The sequence below is a fragment of the Gryllotalpicola ginsengisoli DSM 22003 genome, from assembly GCF_000419445.1.
GTDB classification, from domain to species: Bacteria; Actinomycetota; Actinomycetes; order Actinomycetales; family Microbacteriaceae; genus Gryllotalpicola; species Gryllotalpicola ginsengisoli.
Genome location: NZ_AULK01000001.1, coordinates 1 through 23,969, shown reverse-complemented (window position 1 = coordinate 23,969; position 23,969 = coordinate 1). Strand labels below are relative to the sequence as shown.

The 23,969-nt window shown below is 72.1% G+C and carries 22 protein-coding genes; 10 read left to right on the top strand and 12 right to left on the bottom strand.

The genetic code is table 11. The annotated features are described in order from the left end of the window. Window positions 1–19: 19 nt before the first annotated feature. Together H563_RS0100105 and H563_RS0100100 are read left to right on the top strand one after the other, a co-directional pair. Window positions 20–484 (top strand): CBS domain-containing protein, encoded by a 465-nt coding sequence (locus H563_RS0100105; RefSeq protein ID WP_022880593.1) that lies wholly within the window; start codon window positions 20–22, stop codon window positions 482–484. Then, window positions 481–1,767, top strand: coding sequence for an ArsB/NhaD family transporter (locus H563_RS0100100; RefSeq protein WP_022880592.1), 1,287 nt, complete (start codon window positions 481–483; stop codon window positions 1,765–1,767). The genes H563_RS0100105 and H563_RS0100100 overlap by 4 nt, the downstream gene beginning before the upstream one ends. A gap of 15 nt (window positions 1,768–1,782) precedes the next feature. Here the strand turns inward: H563_RS0100100 and H563_RS14235 are convergent, their stop codons facing one another. The 4 genes from H563_RS14235 to H563_RS0100080 form a co-directional block, all read right to left on the bottom strand. Next, complete coding sequence (locus H563_RS14235) at window positions 1,783–4,809, bottom strand: FAD-binding and (Fe-S)-binding domain-containing protein (protein ID WP_022880591.1); 3,027 nt, start codon at window positions 4,807–4,809, stop codon at window positions 1,783–1,785. Window positions 4,810–4,828: 19 nt separating this feature from the next. Next, the gene (locus H563_RS14230; RefSeq protein ID WP_022880590.1) at window positions 4,829–6,670 is read right to left on the bottom strand and encodes a thiamine pyrophosphate-requiring protein; all 1,842 of its coding nucleotides are present in this window, start codon (window positions 6,668–6,670) and stop codon (window positions 4,829–4,831) included. 61 nt (window positions 6,671–6,731) lie between these two features. Beyond that, window positions 6,732–7,619: a Rieske 2Fe-2S domain-containing protein gene (locus H563_RS0100085; protein WP_081416071.1), complete on the bottom strand. Its 888-nt coding sequence runs from the start codon at window positions 7,617–7,619 to the stop codon at window positions 6,732–6,734. Window positions 7,620–7,674: 55 nt separating this feature from the next. After that, entirely contained in the window at window positions 7,675–9,114 is a 1,440-nt protein-coding gene (locus tag H563_RS0100080; protein ID WP_022880589.1) for a phytoene desaturase family protein, read from the bottom strand. A gap of 80 nt (window positions 9,115–9,194) precedes the next feature. Between H563_RS0100080 and H563_RS0100075 the strand changes: the two genes are divergently transcribed. Continuing rightward, a complete protein-coding gene (locus H563_RS0100075; RefSeq protein WP_022880588.1) occupies window positions 9,195–10,613 on the top strand; it encodes a lipase maturation factor family protein in 1,419 nt (472 codons plus the stop codon). 151 nt (window positions 10,614–10,764) lie between these two features. Here the strand turns inward: H563_RS0100075 and H563_RS17150 are convergent, their stop codons facing one another. Both H563_RS17150 and H563_RS0100065 read right to left on the bottom strand, forming a co-directional pair. Next, window positions 10,765–11,619 (bottom strand): endonuclease domain-containing protein, encoded by an 855-nt coding sequence (locus tag H563_RS17150; RefSeq protein ID WP_022880587.1) that lies wholly within the window; start codon window positions 11,617–11,619, stop codon window positions 10,765–10,767. A gap of 239 nt (window positions 11,620–11,858) precedes the next feature. Further along, on the bottom strand, window positions 11,859–12,380 hold the full coding sequence (locus tag H563_RS0100065; RefSeq protein WP_027478909.1) for a hypothetical protein: 522 nt from the start codon (window positions 12,378–12,380) through the stop codon (window positions 11,859–11,861). A gap of 108 nt (window positions 12,381–12,488) precedes the next feature. Between H563_RS0100065 and H563_RS14220 the strand changes: the two genes are divergently transcribed. After that, window positions 12,489–13,439: a phosphodiesterase gene (locus H563_RS14220; RefSeq protein WP_022880586.1), complete on the top strand. Its 951-nt coding sequence runs from the start codon at window positions 12,489–12,491 to the stop codon at window positions 13,437–13,439. A gap of 29 nt (window positions 13,440–13,468) precedes the next feature. On the opposite strand, the gene H563_RS0100055 is transcribed toward H563_RS14220, so the two are convergent. The 5 genes from H563_RS0100055 to H563_RS0100035 all read right to left on the bottom strand — a co-directional run bounded on the left by H563_RS0100055 (window position 13,469) and on the right by H563_RS0100035 (window position 18,833). Next, window positions 13,469–13,708: a DUF3072 domain-containing protein gene (locus H563_RS0100055; protein ID WP_033209073.1), complete on the bottom strand. Its 240-nt coding sequence runs from the start codon at window positions 13,706–13,708 to the stop codon at window positions 13,469–13,471. 25 nt (window positions 13,709–13,733) lie between these two features. Beyond that, a complete protein-coding gene (locus H563_RS14215; protein ID WP_022880584.1) occupies window positions 13,734–15,770 on the bottom strand; it encodes a vWA domain-containing protein in 2,037 nt (678 codons plus the stop codon). After that, on the bottom strand, window positions 15,763–17,163 hold the full coding sequence (locus H563_RS0100045) for a magnesium chelatase (RefSeq protein ID WP_022880583.1): 1,401 nt from the start codon (window positions 17,161–17,163) through the stop codon (window positions 15,763–15,765). Before H563_RS0100045 ends, H563_RS14215 begins: the two co-directional genes overlap by 8 nt. Window positions 17,164–17,299: 136 nt before the next feature. Then, window positions 17,300–18,181, bottom strand: coding sequence for a manganese catalase family protein (locus H563_RS0100040; protein WP_022880582.1), 882 nt, complete (start codon window positions 18,179–18,181; stop codon window positions 17,300–17,302). A gap of 136 nt (window positions 18,182–18,317) precedes the next feature. After that, complete coding sequence (locus tag H563_RS0100035; RefSeq protein ID WP_022880581.1) at window positions 18,318–18,833, bottom strand: metallophosphoesterase family protein; 516 nt, start codon at window positions 18,831–18,833, stop codon at window positions 18,318–18,320. Between the two features lie 177 nt (window positions 18,834–19,010). Between H563_RS0100035 and H563_RS0100030 the strand changes: the two genes are divergently transcribed. The 6 genes from H563_RS0100030 (at window position 19,011) to H563_RS0100010 (ending at window position 23,658) form a co-directional block, all read left to right on the top strand. After that, the gene (locus H563_RS0100030) at window positions 19,011–19,349 is read left to right on the top strand and encodes a DUF7882 family protein (RefSeq protein WP_022880580.1); all 339 of its coding nucleotides are present in this window, start codon (window positions 19,011–19,013) and stop codon (window positions 19,347–19,349) included. A 247-nt stretch (window positions 19,350–19,596) separates the two neighbouring features. Beyond that, window positions 19,597–21,114: a type IV secretory system conjugative DNA transfer family protein gene (locus H563_RS14210; RefSeq protein ID WP_022880579.1), complete on the top strand. Its 1,518-nt coding sequence runs from the start codon at window positions 19,597–19,599 to the stop codon at window positions 21,112–21,114. Window positions 21,115–21,172: 58 nt separating this feature from the next. Beyond that, window positions 21,173–21,646, top strand: coding sequence for a single-stranded DNA-binding protein (locus tag H563_RS0100020; RefSeq protein ID WP_022880578.1), 474 nt, complete (start codon window positions 21,173–21,175; stop codon window positions 21,644–21,646). Window positions 21,647–21,655: 9 nt separating this feature from the next. Further along, on the top strand, window positions 21,656–22,279 hold the full coding sequence (locus H563_RS0100015; RefSeq protein ID WP_022880577.1) for a hypothetical protein: 624 nt from the start codon (window positions 21,656–21,658) through the stop codon (window positions 22,277–22,279). Continuing rightward, a complete protein-coding gene (locus H563_RS17555) occupies window positions 22,254–22,475 on the top strand; it encodes a helix-turn-helix domain-containing protein (RefSeq protein ID WP_081416068.1) in 222 nt (73 codons plus the stop codon). Before H563_RS0100015 ends, H563_RS17555 begins: the two co-directional genes overlap by 26 nt. Then, on the top strand, window positions 22,468–23,658 hold the full coding sequence (locus H563_RS0100010) for a tyrosine-type recombinase/integrase (protein ID WP_022880576.1): 1,191 nt from the start codon (window positions 22,468–22,470) through the stop codon (window positions 23,656–23,658). The genes H563_RS17555 and H563_RS0100010 overlap by 8 nt, the downstream gene beginning before the upstream one ends. Window positions 23,659–23,747: 89 nt before the next feature. Here H563_RS0100010 and H563_RS14205 read toward each other — a convergent pair. Beyond that, window positions 23,748–23,969 (bottom strand): transposase (locus H563_RS14205; RefSeq protein ID WP_022880575.1); only part of this gene is annotated, 222 nt, incomplete at its 5' end.

Genomic DNA, 23,969 nt, shown 5'->3' with positions numbered 1-23,969 from the left:
TGCTACGAAAGGCCGACCCATGCATGCCGCCGACGTCGCCGTCGAACTCCCGCTGCTGCCGCGCACGAGCAGCATCTTCGCCGCACTGAGGCTGATCGGCGAACACGATCAGCTCGCCGTCGTGATCACGGACGACGGTGGCCGGGTGAAGGCGATCGCCTCCGCGCTGGAGATCACCCGCCTGGTGCTCCCCGACTACGCGGTCGAGGATCTTAATCTCGCCGGGCTGCTCGACGACGCATCCCTCGCCGACCTGTTCGCCGCCGCCGAGGCCCGCACGCTCGGCGACGCGATCGACGCCGGCGACCTGGGCGTGCGCGGCGTGGGCGAGATCGATCCCGACGCGACCATGCTCGAGACCGCCTGCCACATGGCCGCCGAGAAGGCGCAGATCCTGCGTGTGCGCGGAGCCGACCCGGAGCGCTTCGTCGCCCTTCCCGCCGTGATCGACGCGCTCATCGCACTGCGCGGCGGCAACGCATGACCTGGCAGATCGTCACCGCCGTCGCGGTCTTCCTCGCCGCCTACGTCTTCATCGCCACCGAGAAGCTTCCGCGCACCGCGGTCGCGCTCACGGGCGCGGCGATCATGGTGCTCATCGGGGCCACCACGGGCGACGACGTGTTCTTCTCCGAGGAGTCGGGCATCGACTGGAACGTCGTCTTCCTGCTGCTCGGCATGATGATCATCGTCGGCATCACCCGGCACAGCGGCGTCTTCGAGTTCCTCGCCATCTGGTCGGCGAAGCTCGCGCGCGGCCGCCCGTTCCGCATCCTGGTGCTCTTCGCCGTGATCACCGCGGTGCTCTCCGCCTTCCTCGACAACGTCACGACGATCCTGCTGATCGCGCCGGTGACGCTGCTGGTCTGCCAGCGGCTCGCCGCCCCGGTCGCGCCGTTCCTGATCACCGAGGTGCTCGCCAGCAACATCGGCGGCACCGCGACGCTGATCGGCGACCCGCCCAACCTGATCGTCGGCAGCCGCGGCGGCCTCGGGTTCACCGACTTCCTCATCCACCTCGGCCCGATCGTCGCGATCCTGCTCGCCGCGCTGATCGGGCTGGTGTGGCTGATGTTCGGCCGCCGGATGGTGTTCGACGCCGAGCGCGCGCAGCAGGTGATGGCCCTGCACGAGCGCGAGACGATCCGCGACCGCCGGCTGCTCGTCGTCTCGGTCGCGGTGATCGTGCTCGTGCTCGTCGGGTTCCTGACCTCGCGGGCGACGGGGCTCGAGCCGGCGCTCGTCGCGCTGCTCGGGGCGGGCCTGCTGGTGCTGCTGGCCCGGCTCGAGCCGGCGAAGGTGTTCGGCGACGTGGAGTGGGAGACGCTGCTGTTCTTCGCCGGGCTCTTCGTCATGGTCGGCTCGCTCGTGAACCTCGGCGTGATCAAGGCCCTGGGCACCGCGGCGGCGAACGCGATCGGCGGGCACTGGACGGCGGGCGGCATCGGTCTCATGATCGGCTCGGCCGTGTTCTCCGGCATCGTCGACAACATCCCCTTCGTGGCGACCCTCGCGCCGCTGACGCAGGACCTGGTCGCCACGGGCGGCTCCGCCGCACATCCGCTGTGGTGGGCGCTCACCCTCGGCGCCGACCTCGGCGGGAACGCGACCGCCGTGGGGGCCAGCGCGAACGTGGTGATGCTGGGGATCGCCAAGCGGAACGGGCATCCGATCTCGTTCTGGGAGTTCACGAAGTACGGGCTGATCGTGACCGGCGTGACCGTCGCGCTCAGCGTGCTGTGGCTGTTCGTGCTGTTCGCCGGGTAACCCTCGCCGCGCTCGTCACACGCGCCTCGGCGGGAACCGGTCGAGGGCGCGGCGCACCGCCGAGCGCGGCACGCGGCCGCGGCGTCCCGCGGCCGGCGGCTGCGCCTCCCGGCCCTCGATCGCCTCGGCGAGCAGCTCGGCGAGGTGGCGCGCCTGCCGCCCCTCCCCCAGATGCTCGAGCTGGGTGCGGCAGCTGAAGCCGTCGGCCAGGATCGGCGCGCCGGGGCCGGCGCCCCGCACGGCCGGCAGCAGGTCGTGTTCGGCGACGGAGATCGACACGTCGAGGTGCCCGGCCTCGAAGCCGAAGTTGCCCGCGAGCCCGCAGCATCCGCCCACGACCTCGGCGTCGATGCCGGCCTGCCCCATCAGCTCCTTGTCGGCGGCGAAGCCGAGCACGGCGTGCTGGTGGCAGTGCGGCTGCACGACGGCGCCGCCTCCGATGTGCGGCGGCGTCCAGCCCTCCGTGTCGAGCAGCAGCTCGGCCAGGGTGTGCGCGCGCTCGCCCAGCAGCGCCACGTCCGGGTCGCCGGGCAGCAGCTCGGGCCCGTCGGAGCGGAACACCGCGAGACAGCTCGGCTCGAGCGCGACGAGCGGCGTGCCGCCCGCGAGGTACGGGGCGAGCACGCGGGCCGTGCGGGTGAGGATGCGCTCGGCGGCGCCCAGCTGACCGGTGGAGATCCAGGTCAGCCCGCAGCACACCGCCTCGTGCGGCACGACGACCCGGTAGCCCGCATCCTCGAGCACGGTCACCGCGGCGCGCGCGATGTGCGGGTGGAAGTTGTCGGTGAAGGTCTCGGGCCACAGCACCACGTCGCCGTGCGGCGCCGAGGCGGGCGACGGATGCTTCGCGAACCAGTCCGTGAACCGCTGCGGCGCGAACCGCGGGACGGGGCGCAGCGGCTCGATGCCGCCGAGCCGCTTCAGCATCCGCGCCGCCCGGCTCGCGCCGATCGCGTTGACGAGGCGCGGTGCCAGATGCGCGAGCCTCGCCCACAGCGGCAGCCAGCCCATCGTGTAGTGGGCGGGCGGGCGCAGCCGGCCCGCGTAGTGGTGCGACAGGAACTCGGCCTTGTAGGTGGCCATGTCGACGTCGACCGGGCAGTCGCTCTTGCAGCCCTTGCACGACAGGCACAGGTCGAGCGCGTCGCGCACCTCCCTCGAGCGCCAGCCGTCTTCGATCGGGCCGCCCTTGGCGGGGCCGTTCAGCATCTCGAAGAGCAGGCGGGAGCGACCGCGCGTCGAGTGCTCCTCCTCACCGGTCGCCCGATACGACGGGCACATCACCCCGCCGCTGTGGCTGCGGCAGTTGCCGATGCCCACGCAGCGCAGCGCCGCACGGTCGAACCGGCCGCCCTCGTCGGGGTACGAGAAGTGCAGCTGCACGTCGACCTTCGGCCGGTAGTCGGCGCCGAGTCGCAGCTTCTGGGTGGGTCCGAGCGGCGCGTCGAGCTCGCCGCCCGCGGCGACGACGACCTTGCCGGGGTTCATCCTGTTTCCGGGGTCGAACGCGGCCTTCAGCTGCGCGAACGCGGCGACGATGCGCTCGCCGAACATGATCGGCAGCAGGGCGCCCCGGGCCTGACCGTCGCCGTGCTCGCCCGACAGGGAGCCGCCGTAGCCGGCCACGAGCCGCGCAGCCCGCTCGACGAAGCGGCGGTAGTGCTCGACGCCCTGCCGCGAGCCCAGCTCGAACGGGATGCGGCAGTGCACGCAGCCGTGCCCGAAGTGCCCGTAGCGGGAGGCGGGCTCGTAGTCGAACTCCTCGAGCAGGGTGCGGAAGTCGCGCAGGTAGTCGCCGAGCCGCTCGGGCGGCACGGCGGCGTCCTCCCACCCCGGCCAGGTGTCGCGCTGCCCCGGCACCCAGGCGGTCGCGCCGAGCGCGCCCTCGCGCACGTCGAGCACCTCCTGCTGCTGCACCGGGTCGTCGAACACCTTCGCGCTGGGCGCCGGGTCGCGGTCGGCGAGCTCCTCGAGCATCCGCTCAGCCCGCCGGCCGGCGTCGTCGCGGTCTTCGCCCGGCATCTCGACGACCAGCCAGGCGTTCCCGTCCGGAAGCAGCTGCAGGGCGGCCGTGTTGTCGCGCTTGGCGCGCTCGTTGCCGATCAAGATGTCGTCGAGGCCCTCGATCGATAGCGGGTCGTGCCGGGCGATGACGGGCGCCGCGTCGGCCGCGTCCTCGATGCTCGGAAAGCCGAGCACGACGAACGCCTTCGCCTTCGGCACGGGGACGAGCCGCAGCTCGGCGCGCAGCACCGTGGCCAGCGTGCCCTCGGAGCCGACGAGGGCGCGGGCGACGTCGAAGCCGTTCTCCGGCAGCAGGGCGTCGAGGTGGAAGCCGGAGACGAGGCGCGGGATGCGGGGGAACCGGGCGCGGATCTCCTCCGCCTCGCGGTCGACCAGTTCGCGCATCCGCTGGTACAGGCGCCCGCGTGCGCCGCCGGCGGCGATGATCTCGCGCAGCTCCTCGTCACTCGTGCGGCCCACCCAGCAGCGCAGCCCGTCGTAGCTGAGGATCTCGAGCCGGCTGACGTTGTCGCTGGTCTTGCCGTACGCCTGGGCGCTCGACCCGCACGAGTCGTTGCCGATCATGCCGCCGATGGTGCAGTGCGAATGCGTCGCGGGCTTCGGCCCGAACATCAGGCCGTGCTCGGCCAGCAGCGCGTTCAGCGTGTCGAGCGCGATGCCCGGCTCGACGACCGCGAGCCGGCGATCGACGTCGACCGAGATCAGCCGGTCGCAGTGCTTCGACCAGTCGATGACGACCGCCTCGTTGCAGCACTCGCCGGCGAGGCTCGTGCCCCCGCCGCGGCTGAGCACCGGCACGTCGTGCTGCCGGCACACCTCGAGGGCGCGCACGGCGTCGTCGACCGAGTCGGGCACGACGACGGCGATGGGCACCTGGCGGTAGTTCGAGGCGTCGGTGGCGTAGGCGGCGCGGCTGCCGTCGTCGAAGCGCACCTCTCCCGTGACCGCGGCCGCGAGCCCGTCCGCCAGCCCGCGCACGTCGAAGCCGCCCGACGTGATCGTCGCGGTGCTCGTCATCGGATGCCCCGCCGCGGCGTCACTCGCGCTGCCCGGGGTCGCCCGCGCCGAGGTGCAGCGCGTCCTTGACGCGCTGCACGGCCTGCGCGCCCATCGCCTCCGCGGCGTCGATCACGGTGTTGCGGGCGAGCGGGTCGCCCTTCGCCAGCGACTTCAGCATGTTGTCCCGGTACTCGGCGGTGATCTTCGCCGGCAGCGGCGGCGCATTGCGCGTCACGTACGCGTCGATCAGGGTGACGCCGTCGTGGCGCAGCGCCTCGTCCCACGCGGCCCCGGCGTCCTCGTCGCGGCGCACCCGGATGCCCTTGAAGCCGAGCAGCTCGGCGTAGCCGGCGTAGTCGATCGACTCGACGTCCTGCGAGCCGCGCCACACCGGATTGCCGTCCTCGGTGCGCATCTCCCACGACACCTGGGCGAGGTCGTCGTTGTGCATGACCACGATCACGAACTGCTTGTTCGGCCAGCGCTCCTGGTACTTCTTCACCGTGATCAGCTCGTTCATGCCGAGCATCTGGAACGCGCCGTCGCCGATCGTGCAGATCACGGGCCGCTCGGGGTAGGCGAACTTCGCGGCGACGGCGTAGGGCATCGCCGCGAGCATGCTCGCGAGCCGGCCGGAGAGGTCGCCGCGCATCCCCCGCCGCAGCCGGATGTGGTGCCCGTACCAGTCGGCGGTCGTGCCCGCGTCGGCGGTGACGATCGCGTTCTCGGGCAGCCGCTCGTTGAGCTCGAAGAACACCCGGCGCGGGTTGGCGCCGTCGGGGAAGCCGACCATCGCCTCGGTGCGCATCTCCTTCTCCCAGTCCTGGAACGCGTCGGCGATGGACTGCTGCCAGGAGAGGTCGGGCTTCTGGGCGAGGCGCGGCAGCAGCGCCTGAAGCGTCGTCTTCACGTCGCCCCACAGGTTCACCTCGGTCGGGTAGCGCACCCCGAGCTGCTCGGGCTTGAGGTCGACCTGCACGGCGCGCGCCTGGCCGCTCGCCGGCAGGAACTCGCCGTACGGGTAGTTGGTGCCGAGCATGACGAGCGTGTCGCACTCGCGCATCTGGGTGAGGCTCGGCAGCGAGCCGAGCAGCCCCACCTGCTGGGTGTGGAAGGGGATGTCGGAGGGCACGACGTCTTTGCCGCGCAGGGCGGTGACGATGCCGGCGCCGGCCTTGCGGGCCGCCTCCAGAACCTCGTCGGTGGCGCCCTGGGCGCCGGCGCCGACGAGGAACGTCACCTTGCTGCCCGCGTTGATCACCTCGGCGGCGCGGTCCAGTTCGTCGTCGGCGGGACGGATGCGCGCGCTCGCCGGCGCCCCGCTGGAGCGGGCCACCCAGTGGGCGACGGCGGGCTCCTTTGCCGGCATCGCCTGCACGTCGTGCGGCAGCACGATCACCGCGGGGCCGAGCCGGGTCATCGCGGCGCGGAACGCGGTGTCGATCACCGCCTGCGCCTGCTCGGGCGAGACGATCGTCTTCACGTACACGGCCACGTCGGCGAAGGTCAGCTCGAGATTGCTCTCCTGCTGGGTGAAGGTGCCGAGCGAGTCCAGGCCCTGCTGGCCGACGATCGCGACGACCGGCACGTTGTCCATCTGCGCGTCGTAGAGGCCGTTGATGAGGTGGAAGCCCCCGGGGCTGGAGGTGGCGACGCACACGCCCACCTCTCCCGTGAACTTGGCGTGCGCGGTCGCCATGAACGCGGCGATCTCCTCGTGCGTGGGGCGGATGTACTCCGGCGCATCCCCGGTCTTGTCGAGGTTGCCGAGCGCCCCGTCGAAGGCGCCGATGCCGTCGCCCGGGTAGCCGAAGACGCGGCTCACCCCCCACTGCTTGATGCGGTCGATCACGAACTCGCTGACCGTCTGCTTCGCCATCTTCGTCAGGCCGTCCCTTCCGTCTGGTACTACTTCGGCGGGTGCCCGTCGCGGCGCCGGGTCATGCGAGCGCGACTTCGACCCATCCCTCCCGCACGCGGGCCTGGAACACGGGCTGCGGGCTCGTCGCCGGTCCGTGCACGACGGCGCCGTCGCGCAGCGCGAAGGTGCTGCCGTGCCACGGGCACACCACGCACGGCTCGAGCTCGCCGTCGATCTCGCCCTCGTGCAGCGGCCCGCCGAGGTGCGAGCAGGTGTCGGCGAGGGCGTACACGCGCTCGCCGTCGCGGTAGACGAGCACCGGCACCTCGCCCACGGTGCGCCGGCTGAGGGTGCGGTCGGGCAGCTGCGCCACCGGGCCCACCCGCTCCCAGCCGTCGGGCACGAGATAGGGCACGTCCTCCGCGTGGTTCGCACCGGAGGCCTGCCGGTAGGCGAGGTGCCCGCCGATGAATCCGCCGGCCATCGCCGCGGTCAGCCCCGCGAGCGCGAGCAGGCGCCCGCGGCCGCCGCGGGAGCGCTGCAGGAACGACGCGGCGAACAGCACCGTCGCCGTCGCGTTCGCTGCCGCGTGCACGATGCCCGCGCGCTGCTCGGGCGCGTGCTGCTCGGACCAGTCGGTGAGGCCCGCCGCGGCCGCCGGGACCGCCGCCGCCGTGCCGACCCCGACCAGGGCGCGGGCCGCGCGCTCGCCGCCGGGCACGAAGTCGGCCATGACCGCCGACATCCACGCGCCGAGCGGCACCTGCACGAGCAGCGGATGCGCGGGGTGGCCGAGCGGCACGCCGTGCAGCAGGTCGCGCAGGGAGCCCGGCGGGAGCATCCGCTGCACCGCGCCCCTCACCTTGGCCGCCACGCCGTCGAGCGCGGTCAGGCCGTCGATCGTGTCGAGAACCCGGGTGGTCAGGCGCCCGGCCTGTGCCACCGGGCGGGAGTCCGGTTCGCTCATGCACGGCAGGTACCCGGATCGGGCGGCTTCTTCCGCTGCTTTCCGCTGCCTTCCGCTACGGCGCGAGCGACGGCGCCGGCAGGTGCAGCTCGGCCAGCGCGTGCCGGGCGGCGTGCCACCCGGACTGGCCGTGCACCCCGGGGCCGGGCGCCGTGGATGCGCCGGTGAGCCAGACGCCGGGGAGCGGCGTCTTCCACGGCACGAGGGCGGGGCGGGGGCGGGCCAGCAACTGCAGGAAGCTCGGCGCCCCCGCCGAGATGTCTCCCCCGATGTAGTTCGGGTTGTGCCGCTCGAGGTCGGCCGCGGAGCGCGACGACACGGCGAGCACCCGGTCGCGGAACCCCGGCGCGTGCCGCTCGATCTCGGCGGTGACCGCTTCGGCGCGGTCGGCGGTCGACCCGGCCGGCACGTGCGTGTACGCCCACACCACGTGCTTGCCCTCGGGGGCGCGGGTCGGGTCGATCACCGACGGCTGCGCGAGCAGCACGAACGGATGCTCCGGCAGCTCTCCGCTCGCCACCCGGCCCTCGCTGCGCACCATGTCGGCGCGGCTGCCGCCCACGTGCACGGTGACCGCCTCGCGCAACTCGGGGGCGAGCCACGGCACCGGCCCGTCGAGGGCGTAGTCGACCTTGGCGACGCCGTCGCCGTACCGGAACCGCTCCAGGGCGCGGCGGTACCCGGCGGGCAGCCGGTCGCCGGCGATCGCGGCGAACGCGCGCGGGGTCAGGTCGAGCACCACCGTGTCGGCCTCCGCCAGCTCGTCGAGCGAGGTGACCCGCGTGCTCGTCTCGATCACCCCGCCGTGGGCCGCGAGGTCGTCGGCGAGGGCCTGCGCGATCGCGCCGCTGCCGCCGCGCGGCACGGGCCAGCCGGCGCTGTGGGCGATGGCGGCGAGGGCCAGTCCGGGGGCGGCGGCGCCGAGGCCGGGCAGACGCTGGTTGGTGTGGGCGATGACGCCGGTCAGCAGCGCCGCCGCGGCATCCGTTGTGAACCTCGTGTCCCAGGCGCGCGTGCCCTGCTCGAGCGCGCGCCAGCCGAAGCGCAGCGCAGTCGTGAGGTGCGGCAGGGGCGAGAAGACGCCGCCGATCAGCTCGCTGAGGCGGCGGATGTCGTCGACGAGCGGGGCGAGCAGCGCCCACCACGCGCCGGCGTCGCGGCCGAGCCCGTGCGCGGTGCGGTCGAGGTCGCGCCAGGCGAGCGCCGCGCGGCCGGGGGCGAGGGCGTGCGCGTAGGACAGCTCGGGGGTGAGCAGCTCGACGCGCTCGGCCAGCCCGAAGGCGCGGAAGAACGGCGACTCGGCGGCCATGGGGTGCACGGCGGAGCAGACGTCGTGGTGGAAGCCGGGCAGGGTGAGCTCCTGCGTGGCCGTGCCGCCGCCGAGGTGGTCGGCGCGCTCGAGCACGGTCACCTCGAGGCCCGCGCGGGCGAGGGTGACCGCCGCCGCCAGTCCGTTGTGGCCGGCGCCGACGACGATGGCGCGTCCGTTGCTCACGCCCCCACGCTAGCCGGGTGCCGCGGGCGCCGTCAGCCGGGTGCCGTAGCCGCCGTCAGGCGGGTACCGTCACAGGTGTCATGGACTGGCTCGGATCCTCCGACTACGTCTTCGCGCGCGAGGTGCTGCAGCGCGGCGTGGCCGCTGTCTACCTGATCGCCTTCATCTCGGCGATCGACCAGTTCCCCGCGCTCCTCGGCGAGCGCGGGCTGCTCCCGGTGACCCGGTTCCTGCGCTTCTCCTACGCCCGCAGGCAGCCGACGATCTTCCGCTGGCGCTACTCCGACCGGCTGCTGATCGGCATCTGCACCGGCGGCGGCGTCGTCGCCGCGGCGCTCGTGGCCGGGCTGCCCCAGCTCACCGCGCCGTGGCTGACCACCGTGCTGTTCCTGCTGATCTGGGGCGCCTACCTGTCGATCGTGAACGTCGGCCAGACCTTCTACGGCTTCGGCTGGGAGTCGCTGCTGTGCGAGGCCGGCTTCACCGTCGCCTGGCTCGGCTCGGCGACGACCAGCGTGCCGTGGACGGCGATCTTCCTCACCCGCTGGCTCGTGTTCCGGCTCGAGTTCGGCGCCGGCATGATCAAGATGCGCGGCGGGCGCGAGTGGCGCGACCTGACCGCCCTGTACTACCACCACGAGACGCAGCCGATGCCGGGGCCGTTCAGCCGGCAGGCGCACCTGCTGCCGAAGTGGTTCCACCGCTTCGAGGTGCTCGGCAACCACTTCGCCCAGCTCGTGGTGCCGTTCTTCCTCTTCGCCCCGCAGCCGGTCGCGTCGATCGCGGCGGCGATCGTGATCCTCACCCAGCTGTGGCTGATCGTCACCGGGAACTTCGCCTGGTTGAACTGGATCACGGTGATCCTCGCCGCCTCGGCGATCAGCGACCCGGTCGTGCACGCGGTGATCCCCGCCTGGCCGGCGCACGGCACGGATGCGGGGATGCCGATCTGGTACGCGGTGCCGGTGCTCGCGGCATCCGTGCTGCTCGTGTATCTGAGCTGGTGGCCGGCCAGGAACCTGCTCGCCCGCAACCAACTGATGAACGCGAGCTTCAACCGCTGGCACCTCGTGAACGCGTACGGCGCGTTCGGCACGGTGACGAAGACCCGGTTCGAGATCGTGATCGAGGGCACGGATGACCCGGCCGGCGGCTCCTGGAAGGAGTACGAGTTCCACGGCAAGCCGGGAGACCCGGCGCGGGTGCCGCGCTGGTTCGCGCCGTACCACCTCCGGCTGGACTGGCTGATGTGGTTCCTCGCGCTGGGTGCGCCCGGCGACTGGTTCGATGTGCTGCTCGCCCGGCTGCTGGCGGCCGACCGGCGGGTGCTGCGGCTGCTGCGCATCGACCCGTTCGCCGGGCGCGCGCCCGCGGCGGTGCGGGCCCGGGTGTACCGCTACCGCTTCGCCACCCGCGCGGAGAAGCGCGCGACCGGGCTGGTGTGGATCCGGGAGGACCGCGGGCTGTACGCGCCCGCCCGCCGGGCGCGGGTGAGGTGAGGGCCGGAGCGAGCCCCTGGGCCGGCTGCGCGGTCCGGGGGCGGCTGCGAGGTCCGGGGGCGCCGTGCCCGGCGGTTCGATCCGCCCGTGTCCGCCCGGGCACAAACGGTGCGATCGGGCAGAACTTCTGCGCAGAACCTCTGCCCGATCGTCACGCCTGTGCCCACGTGACGCCGTGCCCCACGTGCGCGAGGATCTCGGCGAGCGTCGCCGGCCAGTTGTGCACCACATCCGCATAGCCGAAGCGCAGCACCGTGTACCCCATCCGCCGCAGGCGCCGGTCCTGCCACCGGTCGCGCGCGAGCTGCGCCGGGTCGTCGAGGTGGTGCCGCCCGTCCAGCTGGATGATCAGCGTCTCCCCCACCAGCAGATCGACCGGATGACCGTCGATGATCACCTGCTCGCGGCAGGTCAGGCCGACCTCCCTCAGCCCGACCCTGGTGATCGACTCGAGACCGGAGTCCGACTGGTCGCTCACGTGCGCGACGACGCGCGCGAAGCGGTCGCGGCGAGCGGATGCGAGCCGCCGCAGCTCCTCGACACTGATGAACCTCTGCCGGATCGCCGAGTCGAACGTCGCCACCGCGAGCGAGAGCGGCTGGCACCGGGCGATGTGCATGAGCGCATTGCGCCCCGATTCGACCGCCACCCGGTGCCGGTCGGGCTCGAGCGGCGCGGGCGACCAGTGCGCGACGACCTCGGGCGAGCGCCCGTCTGGTGCGAAGTGCGAGTTGAGGCTGCGCGGCACGACGTGCAACCGCCCGTCGTCGATGGCCCACAAGCCCATCAGCCGCGCTGCCGACACGCATGCCAGCCGGGCGTGCATCTCGACGGCGCGGCGGCGGCTGCGCCCGGCGCCGGGACGGGCGACGATGTCACGCCCCAGCGCGATGAGCCGCCCCTGGGCGATCTCGGCTCGGATGCGACGCGCCGAGAACCCGGCGGAGCGCAGGGCCGCCCGTGTGGCGAACCCGTCGTTCAGGTCGAGGATCTGATCCAGCTGCATGAGCGGCAGTGTGCAGGCCTCGGTGCAAGCGCCCTGGGCGGCACCGGCCGAATGGTGCACAACTGGGGCGCGCATCCGATTGTGGATAGACCTCGCGGGCACAGACGTCACGATCGGGCACAACGGATGCGCACAAGCTATGCCCAATCGCAACGTTCATGCCCGCGCGTGCAGGGGTGCAGGGGTGCAGGCACCGGCGCGAGCGGGCTGCACCGCCGGGGCCGGCGGCCGGCCCCCGCCTACTCCACCGCGAGGCGGTCGGGCACCTCGAAGTGCAGCCGCCCGAGCCACTCGGCCGGCTCGCCCCAGGGGCGGGCGGTCGGCAGCCGGCGCAGCTGGCGGCGCACCTGCTCGCCGCTCGCGGGCAGGGGCAGCACGCGGGTGGGCGCCTTGCTCGACAGCGCCCCGAACCACCAGTGCCGCCAGGTGCCCTCGATCTGCTCCGGGTCGAGCACGAGGTAGTAGTCGGGCATCTGCGCCCGGCCCGCGCGCAGGGCGGCCGCGGCGGTCTCCGCCTCGAGCTGCAGGGTGCCGAGGGTGGCCCGGTCGTCGAAGAACTCGACCCACGCCGAGGCGACGTGCGCCAGCGGGTCGGCGTCGGTGACCACGTAGCGCGCCTGCGAGGCGCTGATGCGGCGCGCGGCCCTGGCCTCGTCGTCTCGGTCGACGGCGACGGCCTCGACGTTGTGCAGCGCGGACAGTTCGGTGATCAGTTCGCTCGTCTCGTCGCCGATCACGGCGACCACAGTCGCTACAGCCATATTCCAGCGTATGCAGATTCCTCCGGATGTCGCGTCACGACGCGACTTCGATGTGGAGGGACGCCCCATAGGCTCGCAGTGCACCCCCGATGCGAGAAAGGCCGGCCGATGCATCCGCTGCTGCAAGGCGAATACCCCGAACCCGACCAGGTGATCGTGCACCTGAGCGACACGCACTTCACCGCGGGCGCCGCTCCCCTGCTCGGCGGGGTGGACAGCGACGCGAACCTCGCCCAGGCGCTGCGCGCGCTGCCCGCCTCGGGCCTGAAGCCGGCGGCGATCGTGGTCACCGGCGACGTCGCCGACACGGGCGCCGACGACGCGTACCGGCGGGTGCGGGGGATGCTCGAGCCGGTGGCCGCCGAACTCGGGGCGCGGCTCGTGTGGGTGATGGGCAACCACGACCTGCGCGGGCCGTTCCGCGCCGGACTGCTCGACGCCGCCCCGGGCGAAGACCCCGACGCGCCCGTCGACGCCGTGCACGACCTCGACGGGCTGCGGCTCGTGGTGCTCGACTCGTCGGTGCCGGGCTTCCACTACGGCCGCCTCGAGCCCGAGCAGCTGCAGTGGCTGCGCGACGTGCTCGCCACCCCGGCGCCGCGCGGCACGGTGCTCGCCCTGCACCACCCGCCGATCCCGTCGCCGAGCGCGCTCAACGCGCTGATCGAGCTGAAGGGGCAGGACGGACTCGAGCAGGTGGTGCGCGGCAGCGACGTGCGGGCGATCCTCGCCGGGCACCTGCACTACGCCACGCACAGCACCTTCGCCGGGGTGCCGGTGTCGGTGGCGAGCGCCACCTGCTACACGAACGACGTGGTGGTGGTCGAGCCCGGCCTGCGCGCCGTGGCCGGCGGCCAGTCGTTCGACCTCGTGCACGTCTACGGCGATCGGATGGTGCACACCACCGTTCCGATCACGGCGGCACCCACCCTCTACAAGGTCACGGCGCAGCAGCTCGAGCAGCTGCTGGCCGCTCCCGAGGAGGTGGCGCGGGAGGCGATCCGTCGCTATGTCACCGTCGGCGCGCTCGACGCGACGCCGTTCCAGACCCAGGCGTGACCGCGGCGCAGGCGTGAGCGCGCGCGGGCTCAGTCGGTGCGGCCGAGCCCCTTGCGCAGCCGCTCGATCTGCTCGGATGCCTCGGCCTTGGTGAGGTCCGCGGGGATCTGCTCCCCCGCCTCCTTGGCGAGCGTGTCGAGGTAGCTCTTCTGCGCCTCGGTCGCCGGGTCGTCGCCGCTCTTCCAGTCCTCGGGGTCTTTGCGCAGCGTGCCCTCGGTGGGGTCGGGGGTGCCCAGCATCTCCTGGTCGTCGTCTCGCTGATCGCTCATGCGGGTCACGTACCCAGCTGGCGTCTCATCCGTTCGCCCAGAATCCCCTGCCGCCGTAGCCGCCGCCCCAGTCCTCCCACGACGACGTCGTGGCCGAGCCGCCGCCGCGGCCGCCGAGGTACGAGCCGACGACGGCGATGCCGAGGTCTTCGAGCTCGGGGGCGACGACGCGGCCGTCGACGCGGCGGGCGAGCTGGTCCATGAACCGGGCGAGGTCGGGGCTCGAGCCGAGCCGGAAGAAGGTGATCTGCGCTCCCAGCCGCCGCGTGTTGTCCAGTTCCCGCACGGTGTGGGCGATGGTGATCGGATGCGGCGGGTAGTAGAAGCTCACCTCGCCGTCGGGCTCGAGGTGCGCGGTCGGCTCGCCGTCGGTGACGACGAGCAGCACCGGCTGCGCGTCGGGGTGCTTGCGGAAGTGCCGGTTGGCCAAGAGCAGCGCGTGGTGCAGGTTGGTGCCCTTCGCCCAGCTGGTGTCCATCGCCGTGAGCTCTTCGATGTCCATCACCTCGGCGTGCCGGCCGAAGCCGATCAGCTGCAGGTGGTCGTCGCGGAACTTCGACTGGATCAGGGTGTGCAGCGCCAGCGCGGTGCGCTTCATGGGAACCCAACGGCCGTCCATCGCCATCGAGAACGACGTGTCCACCAGCAGCGCGACGGCCGCCTGGGTGCGCGTCTCGGTCTCGGACACCTCGATGTCGTCGATGTTGATGAGCCGGCCCGCCTCACCGCCGGCGCGCCGCAGCACGCCGTTGAGCATGGTGCGGGGGATGTCCCACGGCTCGGTGTCGCCGAACTGCCACGCCCGCGTCGCCCCGGAGAGGTCGCCGGCGGCGCCCGCCTGGCGCAGCTCCCGCTCGCCCTGCCGGGCCGACATGCGCTCGGCGATGTCGCGCAGCAGGGTCTTGCCGAGCTGCCGCATCGCCTTGGGGGTGAGCTTGAGCTGGCCGGCCGCGTCGCGGCGCAGGGTGCCGGAGCGGCTGAGCGCCTTCTCCAGCTCCTTCAGGGCGCGGGCGTCGACGGCGGCCTGGTCGCCGAGCTGCCGGGCGAGCTTGTCGAGGTCGAGGTCGTCCATGCGGGCGCCCTCGTAGGACTGGGACAGCTGCTCGGCCAGCTCGTCGAGGTCGGCGAGGTCCTGCAGCATGCCGGTGGCCTCGCCGAGGCCGAGCGACTCGTCGCCGCCGAAGTCCTCCGAGCCCCACCAGTCCTCGCCGGGGCGCAGCGCCTGCAGGTTGGCGTCGAGCTCGGCGAGGGTCTGCGCCAGTTCCGGAGAGCCGAAGGCCTGCGCGGAGAGCTGCATGAGCTCCTCCCGCTGCTCGGGGGTCATCGAGTTGAGCATCCGTTGCGCCGCGGCCGAGCGCTGCGCGAGCGCGTCGATGAGCTCGTCGACGTTCTGCGGGTTCTCGGGGAAGAACTGGCCGTGCTCGGCCATGAAGTCGGCGAAGTCCTGCGGGGTGTCGACGCCGCGGCGGTGTTTGTCGAGCAGCCGGTTGAGGTCGCGCAGCATGTCCTGCACGGCCTCGCGCTCCTCGTCGCCGACGTTCTCCAGCGCCTGCTTCATTCCGGCGAAGCGCTGGTCGAGCAGCTCGCGGCCGAGCAGGTCCTTGATCTTCTCGTAGTCCTGGCGCGCCTGCGACGACTGCCACGTGTAGTCGGAGAGCTCGTTCACGGCGGCCGACGGCGACGGCGGCAGGTTCTCGAGGCGCATCTCGGCGAAGGCGCGCTCGTCGTCGTCCAGCTGCACGTCGCGGGCGAGCTGCTTGCGCTCTTCGAGCACGGCGCGGTCGAGCAGCTCCTTGATCTGCTGCAGGGTGCCGTCGAGGTTGTGCCGCTGCAGCAGCTCGCGGCGCCGCTCTGCGACGCGGCGGCCCAGCTCGTCGAGACCGACCTGGTCTCGGCCGCCGCGTCGCAGGAACTCGCGCATCGCCCGCTCGGGCGAGTAGCCGGCCATCACGTCCTCGCCGATGGCGTCGAGCGCCTCGGCGACGTCGACGGGCGGCGCCAGCGGGTCGCCGCCGTCGTAGCGGCGGAACCGGGTGGCGCGGCCGGGGGCGTGCTCAGCCATAGATCGTCTCGTTGCCGTCGGTGTCCTTGCCGACCTTGCGGGCCAGGTACAGCCCCTCCAGGCCGAGCTCGATCGCGGCGGCCCGCTCGCCGTCGCTCACGGCGCCGAGAGCCCCGGCGACCTCCTCGTACAGCTCGGATTCGCCGAGCACGGGCAGCCCGGCGAGGAAGTCGCGGGCGGTCACCTTCTCGCCGGTGGCGACCATGGCGCCGTTCTCGATCGCCTCGACGAGCGGCCCGAAGTCGATGCCGCGGAAGTGCTCGCGCACGGTGTCGGCGGTGGCGGTGCGCAGCAGGTGGGTGAGGATGTCGGACTCGCGCCCCTCCTCCCCCGTCTCGAATTCGATCTTGCCGCCGAGCACGTCGACGGCGGTCTCGAGGTCGACGACGCGGGCCACCGGCTCGCTCTCGCCCTGGGCGGCCGCGCGGTGCAGGGCCGCCGCCGCGACCGTCTCGGCGCCGGCGATCGCGAAGCGAGCGCTGACGCCGCTGCGCTGGTCGACGGACGACGACTCGCGCAGGTTGCGGGTGAACCGGGCGAGGATCTCGAGCAGGTGGTCGGGCACCTCCGCGACCAGCTCGGCCTCCTGCTTGATGACGGCGACCTCGGCCTCGAGCCGGGTCGGGTAGTGGGTGCGGATCTCGGCGCCGAAGCGGTCCTTCAGCGGCGTGATGATGCGGCCGCGGTTCGTGTAGTCCTCGGGGTTCGCGCTCGCGACGACGAGCACGTCGAGCGGCAGCCGCAGCACGTAGCCGCGGATCTGGATGTCGCGCTCCTCCATCACGTTGAGCATCGCGACCTGGATCCGCTCGGCGAGGTCGGGCAGCTCGTTGATGGCGACGATGCCGCGGTGCGAGCGCGGGATCAGCCCGAAGTGGATGGTCTCCGGGTCGCCCAGCGAGCGCCCCTCGGCGACCTTCATCGGGTCGACGTCGCCGATCAGGTCGGCCACGCTCGTGTCGGGGGTGGCGAGCTTCTCCACGTAGCGCTCGCTGCGGTGCCGCCACACGACGGGCAGGCGGTCGCCGAGCTCGAGCGCGCGGCGCCTGGAGGCGTGGGTGATCGGGTCGAACGGATGCTCGCCGAGCTCGGACCCGTCGATGACGGGCGTCCACTCGTCCAGCAGTCCGCCGATGGTGCGCAGCAGGCGGGTCTTGCCCTGCCCGCGCTCGCCGAGCAGCACGACGTCGTGCCCCGCGATCAGGGCGCGCTCCAGCTGCGGGATGACGGTGCTCTCGAAGCCGTGCAGACCGGGCCAGGGGTCCTCGCCCGCACGGAGTCTTGCCAGCAGGTTGTCGCGGATCTCGGCCCGCAAGGGCTTGTGCACGTGGCCGGACTCGCGCAGCTCGCCGACGGTACGGATGGTGGGTGCCGGGGTGGTCGGGGCTGTCATTGCGTCAGGCTAACCCCGGCCGTGCGCATCCGGACCGGGCATCCGTGTTACAAGTTCATGGCCTGCAGGCGTGAGTCCGCCGAAACGCGCGCCGCCCGCGACGCGGATGCACCGCCGCGCGGGCGTGCCGCGCGTCTCACTCCTTGTTCAGCGCGTCCTGCGCTCCCGCGGCCGCCTCCTCGACGGCGTTCGGCAGCTCGGTGGTGCCGTAGAAGCGCGTGTCGGGGTGCGTGGGCGGCGGCATGGGCACCCCCTGCTCCGGCTCGTCCCGGTAGGAGAACTCGCCCTTGCCGTCCGGCGTCGGCCCGCCGGCCCACGGCCCGTCGCCGGCCTGGGTGCCGTTCGAGAAGTTGATGTACTCGTAGGCCACGGCGCCGTCCTCCTTCGACTGCGGGAACTTGCTGGGCACCGGCAGGTCCTCGACCCCGGTCTCGCGCAGTTCGGCCGCGGCCGCGATCCACTGGTTCTGGTGCATGGTGTCGCGGGCGATGAGGAAGCCGAGCAGGTCGCGCACGCCGGGGTCGTCGGTCATGTGGTACAGCCGCGCCGCCTGCAGCCGGCCCTGCATCTCGGCGTTCGCGTTCGCCGTGAAGTCGGCGAGCAGGTTGCCGCTGGCCGTGATGTACGAGCCCATCCACGGGTTGCCCATGCCGTCGACGGGCCGGGCCCCGGCGCCGGCGACGATGGCCTGCTGGATGTCGGTTCCGCCCACGACCGCGGCGACGGTGGGGTCGTCCTGCACGGCGTCCTCCGTGATCCCGAGCGGCGCCTTCTCGAGCAGTTGCGCGATCATCGTGGCGAGCATCTCGACGTGTCCGAGCTCCTCGGCGCCGATTCCGAAGACGAGGTCCCGGTACTTGCCGGGCATGTGCATGTTCCAGGCTTGGAACTGGTACTGCAGGGCGACGCTGATCTCGCCGTACTGGCCGCCGAGCACCTCCTGCAGCTTGCGCGCATACACGGCGTCGGGCTTCTCCGGTTTGGCCGCGTGCTGCAGCTCTTGCTTGTGGAAATACATGGTCGTTCCTCTCCCGCGCCGGCGGGGCGGCGCTGCCGGCTACGTGCCCGCCCCGCGGAGGCGTGATCGGCGTGTCGCATTCGGCTGCGCATTTCGGACATCGCGCGGCGGGCGCGATCGCGCCGGGGCGGGCCGGTCAGGCTGCTCGGCGCACCGGCCGCAGCGTCACCTCGCGCACCGCCGGGCCGTCGATCACGGCCGTCATCAGGGTGCACTCGGGCTGCCTGCGGCGGTCGGTGGGCGAGCCGGGGTTGAGCAGACGGATGCCACCGGGGGTGGTGCTGTCCCACGGGATGTGGCTGTGCCCGAACACGAGCAGGTCGGGCCGGTCGCCGGCGAAAAGCGCGTCCATCCGTCGTTCGCGGCCGGCCGCGGCGCCGGTCTCGTGGGTGACCGCGAGCGCGACCTCCTCGACCCGGGCGCGGGCGATCCGGGGCAGCCGGGCGCGCAGCTCGGATCCGTCGTTGTTACCCCAGACGCCGATCAGCCGGGCGGCGCGCTGCTGCAGGGCGTCGAGCGTCGCGAGGTCGACCCAGTCGCCCGCATGCACCACGAGGTCGGCGTCGTCCACGGCACGCCACACCTCGTCGGGCAGCCGTTTCGCCCGCGCGGGCACGTGCGTATCGGACAGGAGCAGGAGCCGGGTCGCCATCGCCCTCCATTGTGGACCGGCACCGGAGCCGCCTCGCCGCGGGCGACGGGACGGTTCGCGCGTGCCCTGTACAGAAAACGCAGCGAGAAACGCCGGAGCGCGCCGACGGCCGCGCGCGTTTTCCTCCCAGGCCGCGCGGCGTGTGACGATCGGCCCGAACCGCCGAAGAAAGCAGACATGGGAACTCTCGTTTACGCCGCATCCGTCGCCTATGAGATCGATGACCGCGTGCTCGCGCACGTGAAGATCGCGATCAGCGCCAAGTTACGTCGACAGGAGTGCTTCCTCCTCAACTGGACGATCCCGAACGACCGGGGCTCCGGCCGCGTGAGCATCTGGCTTGCTCCCGGGGTGCCCCTCGAGTTCCGCTTCTCGGGCTCGAAAGCGCCGGAGCTGAACCGGCGCTGGCTGGACGCCCTCGAGCGGTCGTCGCACGGGGTGCGCGGAATGGTGCTCATGAACGAGCAGGAGGCCGAGGAGTACCTGCGCGCCGCCGGTGCCCCCGTCGCCCCCTGAGCCCCGCCTGAGCCGGTCGCGGAGCCACGAACTTTCCCGTCGCCGGTGACTGCTCCCCCGGGCTTGGGTACCGAGCTTGCGGGGCCGGCGACCGCCGGGCCGAGGAGGAGGCCATGCACGCGCTGACACTGACCCTTGGCAGGCACAGTTTCCCGCTTCGCGGCGACGCCGACCTCGGCGAGCTCGAGGCGCAGCTGACGGACGCCGTCAAATCGGGCGGCGGCATCGTCTCGCTGCCGCTGGCGCAGTGTGGTGGACGTGGCGGTTCTTCCGCGAGCACGGCCGCCAGGTTAAGAACGACCCCTACCGCATCCCCGGGATCGCCACCCGCTCCGAGGTAACACGGGCTGCATCCGAACCCGCGCTGCTGCGCCGGGCTGGGCATCTGCGGCCATCGCTCGACAAGCCAAGCCCTGAGGACGTCGGTTATCGGATCGGCACCTCGCGCGGCAAGAACGTGTGGGCGTCCGTCGAAGACTCCATCCTGCTGATCGGCCCGCCGCGCTCCGGGAAGGGTGCGCACATCGTCATCAACGCCATCCTCGACGCTCCCGGCGCGGTCGTGACGACGAGCACGCGGCCTGACAACCTCACCGCGACGCTCCGCGCCCGCGAGCACATCGGCCCGGTCGCCGTGTTCGACCCGCAGCACCTCGCCGAAGGCGTCCCCGCAGGCATGCGGTGGTCGCCCATCCGCGGGTGCGAGGACCCGTTGACTGCGATGATCCGCGCCACCGGGCTCGCCGCCGGCACCGGCCTGTCCGCAGGCGGCGTCGAAGGCGGCGGGTTCTGGGAGGGCAAGACCCGCACCGCGCTCCAAGCCCTGCTTCACGCCGCCGCTCTCGACCGTCGCCCGCCGGGTGAGCTGTTCCGGTGGACACTTGACCCGTCTGCCGCCGCAGATGCGGTGGCGATCCTGACGGCGAATCCGCTGGCTGCGACGGGGTGGGCCGAGTCGTTGCAGGCGATGATCGACTCCGACCCGAGAACCCGCGACTCGATCTGGCAAGGCGTCTCCCTCGCCCTGGCCGCCCTCGCAGACCCGCGCGTACTCGACGCCGTGTCGCCGCGAGAAGGTGAGGACTTCGACCCCGAAGCGTTCCTGCGCGCCAAGGGCACGCTCTACCTGCTGGCGACCGGCGCCGGCGCCAATAACAGCGCGGCGCTGGTGGCGGCGTTCGTGGAGGACGTCGTGGAAGCCGCCCGCCGCATCGCCGCCCGCAGCGCCGGAGCGCGCCTCGACCCGCCCTTGCTGCTCGCACTCGATGAGGTCGGCAACCTCGCGCCCTTGCCGTCTCTGCCGACGCTCATGGCCGAAGGTGGTGGCACGGGGATCACGACGATGCCGGTGTTGCAGTCGCTCGCTCAGGCGCGGGAGAAGTGGTCGGAGAACGCCGCCGGCGCGATCTGGGACGCCTCAATCGTCAAGATCATCCTCGGCGGCGCATCGAACTCGAAGGACTTGCACGATCTGACCACGCTCATCGGGGAACGTGACGAGGTGACCGACTCCACCACGGTCGGAGACCACGGCTCCCGCTCCGCGCAACGCTCCATCCGGCGCGTGCCGATCATGCCGCCCGACACGATCAGGACGTTGCCGTTCGGGACCGCGCTCGTGCTGCTGCGCTCCGCGCCGCCCATTGTCACGAGGCTGCGGACCTGGACCGACCGGCCCGACGCGAAGGCACTGCGCGCCGATCGGGCCGGCATCGAGGCGCTGCTGCAACGTCGTCTGCTGGAGGAGCCGGGCGCACCTGCCTGACACAAGGGTGGCTCCGGCCGTGGGGCTGCCCGTCGATGTCAGAAATGAGGACAGTCCGATGGCTCTCCACACGCAGGAATCCCTCTCGGGGTTCATCGCCTCCGACCCGCAGCTCACATACACCGAGCGCGGCGACGCGCGCCTGTACGTCAAGATCGGACAGGAACACTACCGCAAGGAGCAGGACGGGTCGTTCACGCAGACCGAGACGACCTTCCACGACCTCGTGGCGTTCAAGAAGACCGCCGAGCGCGCCCACGACAGGCTCGCCAAGGGCGACAGCTTCGTCGCCGAGGGCTACACGCACCCGTACGAGTACGAGCGGGACGGCGAGACCGTGCAGGGCGAGGAGTTCGTCGCCAAGAAGGTCGGCCACGACCTCGCCCGCACCAGTTATGAGGTCACCCGCGCACGCTCGCGGCGCTCCGTCGAGCAGGAGGCTCCGTCGCAGTCGGCTCGGCTCGATGCGCCGCAACAGCCGCAGCCGCGTCGCTCGGCCGCCGCCCCGGCGGCGCCAGCGCTGGGCATGTGACGGAGCAAGATGACCGAGATGCATGCGATTCCCGAGCTGGAAGAGCCGGAGCCGACGCCCCTTGATGACGACGAGAGCGAGGAGCAGATGCGCCTCGACGTCGGCTTCGTGGCGGAGCCACCGCGTCCGGTGAACTGGAACCTGCTCACCGCCGACGAGGCACGCGACGAGTGGGCCGAGCTCGACAAGTGGGTGACGTGGCTGCGCCACACCTACGGGCTGCCCGCCAGCGTCATCCCACCCTTCTGGCACCGTCATGCGGAGCTGGTCTGGGAGCTCTCCGCGCTGCACCTCCACTGGCTGTGCGCGTACGACCCGGAGCAGAACGGATCGGCGCCGTCCGGCTGGCACCGCGACTTCGCAGAGACCCGCCAGCGTCTGCGCGACTGGGTCGCCGCCAGCGGAACCCGCCTGGACCGAGATCGGCCCACCCGGCAGACAGCTTGGCCGGGCGAAGAACCCGCCGACCCCGTCGAGGACATCGTGATCCCGGATCGCGCCGAGGACTTCCGTGCCTTCGTCGAAGCCGATGTTGCGCGCCGTCAGGCCGCCGAGGACGCCTTCTACGCGAGCCTCGGCGTCGATCCCGAGACCGGCGAGGTGTTCGATGACGACGACCAGCCTGCCGAATGAACGCGGCATCGGGCCTGTCGAGCCCCTGTGGTGCCCGCGTGATGTCGCCGAGTTCCTGAACGTGTCCCAAGCCACCCTCTCGCGATGGCGTCGCGAGAAGGTCGGGCCGCCATTCGTTCAGGTCGGCGGCGTCTACCGCTATAACCCGGCCACCGTGCGTGAGTGGGTCTGCAAGCAGGAGACGGCTCGTGGCTGATCCGCGCAATCACCGGATGCCGCCAGTCGGCGTGAAGCTGACCACCGATGTCGAACGTCGCGTCGACGGGTTCCGCGCCCGCGTGCGCTGGACCGACCCGTCGACCAAGAAGCGCGTCGGGAGAGTGAGCCATGTGCGCACTGCCGAGGAGGTCGAGGAGTTCTTCGACCAGATGCGCAAGGCGACCGAGACCGGCAACGACACCACCGCGACCCTCGCGGTGTATGCCGAATCCATCGGCGACAGGTGGAAGCGCGCTCTCGATCCGACCTCCACCGCCGAGAACTACGACATCGGGCTGCGGCTACGCGTCCTTCCCGCGCTCGGACACATCCAGGTCGCCAAGCTCACGGCTGGCATGATCGACCGCACGATCGACCAGTGGGAGACACAGCACTCGCCGTCCACAATCAAGAACTCCATCGCCCCGCTCGTGCGAGTCCTCGACGAGGCGGTGCGCGACGACCTCATCTCCATCAATCCCGCCAAGCATCGAGCGCGCCGCAAGCTCGGCCACCAGGTCACGCAGACCACCGGCTCGCTTCGTCAGTACGCGATCCCTGACCTCGCGACGCTCACCAAGCTGGCAGACGCCTGCGCCAAGGTGCACCAGTCCTACTCGGACCACGTCATGCTCGCCGCGCTCCTCGCAGCGCGTGGCTCCGAGGTCGCCGGGCTGAACGTCGGGGACGTGGACTGGCGGAACCGCATCGTCTGGATCGAGCGGCAGCACTACCCCGGCAAGGGCGGGCTCGTCGTCAAGCAGACCAAGGGGCGCCGGGGCCGGCCTGTGCCGATCCTCGACGCGCTTGAGCCCATCCTGGAACGCCTCACCGAGGGCAAAGAGCCCGACCAGCCGTTGCTGCGCGGGCCGCGCGGCGGCGTCCTCACCACCGCGACGATCCGGGACGCGACGCACTGGGACGATCTCGTGAAAGGACTCGGGCTCGAGAACCTGACCCGGCATGGCCTGCGTCACACCGGGGCGACCTGGATGGCAGACGCGGGCGTCCCGCTCCACGTCCTCCAAGAGATCCTCGGGCACAAGTCCGTCGAGACGACCAAGGGCTACCTGCACCCCGACCACCGGCACCTCGCCGAGGCCGCTCGGCAGGCCAATCAGTTCCTCGCCGCACCGCCGACACGAAGGGGGACGACTCGACGCGACAGCCCCCGCCTGTGAGCCCGGCCAAGCCCGCTCCGGCCCTCCACCGGGTCGCGTCCCGTTGAGTGGTGGAGTTTCTCGACACCGTGCGGGTCAGCTGTGTTTGATTATGCGGCTTTGAGTTCGGGGATCGCCACCTCCTCGGGCGTTTCGGTGAGGAGTTTCATGGACTGCTCGCTGAAGTAGCGGCGGTCGCCGGCGTCCCATTCGTCGTGCTGCTCCACCAAGACGGCCCCGGCGAGGCGCAGCAGCGCGGCGGGGTTGGGGAAGACGCCGACGACGTCGGTGCGGCGTTTGATCTCCTTGTTCACCCGCTCCAAGGGGTTCGT

Bases quoted from the DNA above. Each gene is read 5' to 3' on its own strand.
- H563_RS0100105 (WP_022880593.1), top strand. From the start codon at position 20: ATGCATGCCGCCGACGTCGCCGTCGAACTCCCGCTGCTGCCGCGCACG.
- H563_RS0100100 (WP_022880592.1), top strand. From the start codon at position 481: ATGACCTGGCAGATCGTCACCGCCGTCGCGGTCTTCCTCGCCGCCTAC.
- H563_RS14235 (WP_022880591.1), bottom strand. From the start codon at position 4,809: ATGACGAGCACCGCGACGATCACGTCGGGCGGCTTCGACGTGCGCGGG.
- H563_RS14230 (WP_022880590.1), bottom strand. From the start codon at position 6,670: ATGGCGAAGCAGACGGTCAGCGAGTTCGTGATCGACCGCATCAAGCAG.
- H563_RS0100085 (WP_081416071.1), bottom strand. From the start codon at position 7,619: ATGAGCGAACCGGACTCCCGCCCGGTGGCACAGGCCGGGCGCCTGACC.
- H563_RS0100075 (WP_022880588.1), top strand. From the start codon at position 9,195: ATGGACTGGCTCGGATCCTCCGACTACGTCTTCGCGCGCGAGGTGCTG.
- H563_RS17150 (WP_022880587.1), bottom strand. From the start codon at position 11,619: ATGCAGCTGGATCAGATCCTCGACCTGAACGACGGGTTCGCCACACGG.
- H563_RS0100065 (WP_027478909.1), bottom strand. From the start codon at position 12,380: ATGGCTGTAGCGACTGTGGTCGCCGTGATCGGCGACGAGACGAGCGAA.
- H563_RS14220 (WP_022880586.1), top strand. From the start codon at position 12,489: ATGCATCCGCTGCTGCAAGGCGAATACCCCGAACCCGACCAGGTGATC.
- H563_RS0100055 (WP_033209073.1), bottom strand. From the start codon at position 13,708: ATGAGCGATCAGCGAGACGACGACCAGGAGATGCTGGGCACCCCCGAC.
- H563_RS14215 (WP_022880584.1), bottom strand. From the start codon at position 15,770: ATGGCTGAGCACGCCCCCGGCCGCGCCACCCGGTTCCGCCGCTACGAC.
- H563_RS0100045 (WP_022880583.1), bottom strand. From the start codon at position 17,163: ATGACAGCCCCGACCACCCCGGCACCCACCATCCGTACCGTCGGCGAG.
- H563_RS0100040 (WP_022880582.1), bottom strand. From the start codon at position 18,181: ATGTATTTCCACAAGCAAGAGCTGCAGCACGCGGCCAAACCGGAGAAG.
- H563_RS0100035 (WP_022880581.1), bottom strand. From the start codon at position 18,833: ATGGCGACCCGGCTCCTGCTCCTGTCCGATACGCACGTGCCCGCGCGG.
- H563_RS0100030 (WP_022880580.1), top strand. From the start codon at position 19,011: ATGGGAACTCTCGTTTACGCCGCATCCGTCGCCTATGAGATCGATGAC.
- H563_RS0100020 (WP_022880578.1), top strand. From the start codon at position 21,173: ATGGCTCTCCACACGCAGGAATCCCTCTCGGGGTTCATCGCCTCCGAC.
- H563_RS0100015 (WP_022880577.1), top strand. From the start codon at position 21,656: ATGACCGAGATGCATGCGATTCCCGAGCTGGAAGAGCCGGAGCCGACG.
- H563_RS17555 (WP_081416068.1), top strand. From the start codon at position 22,254: ATGACGACGACCAGCCTGCCGAATGAACGCGGCATCGGGCCTGTCGAG.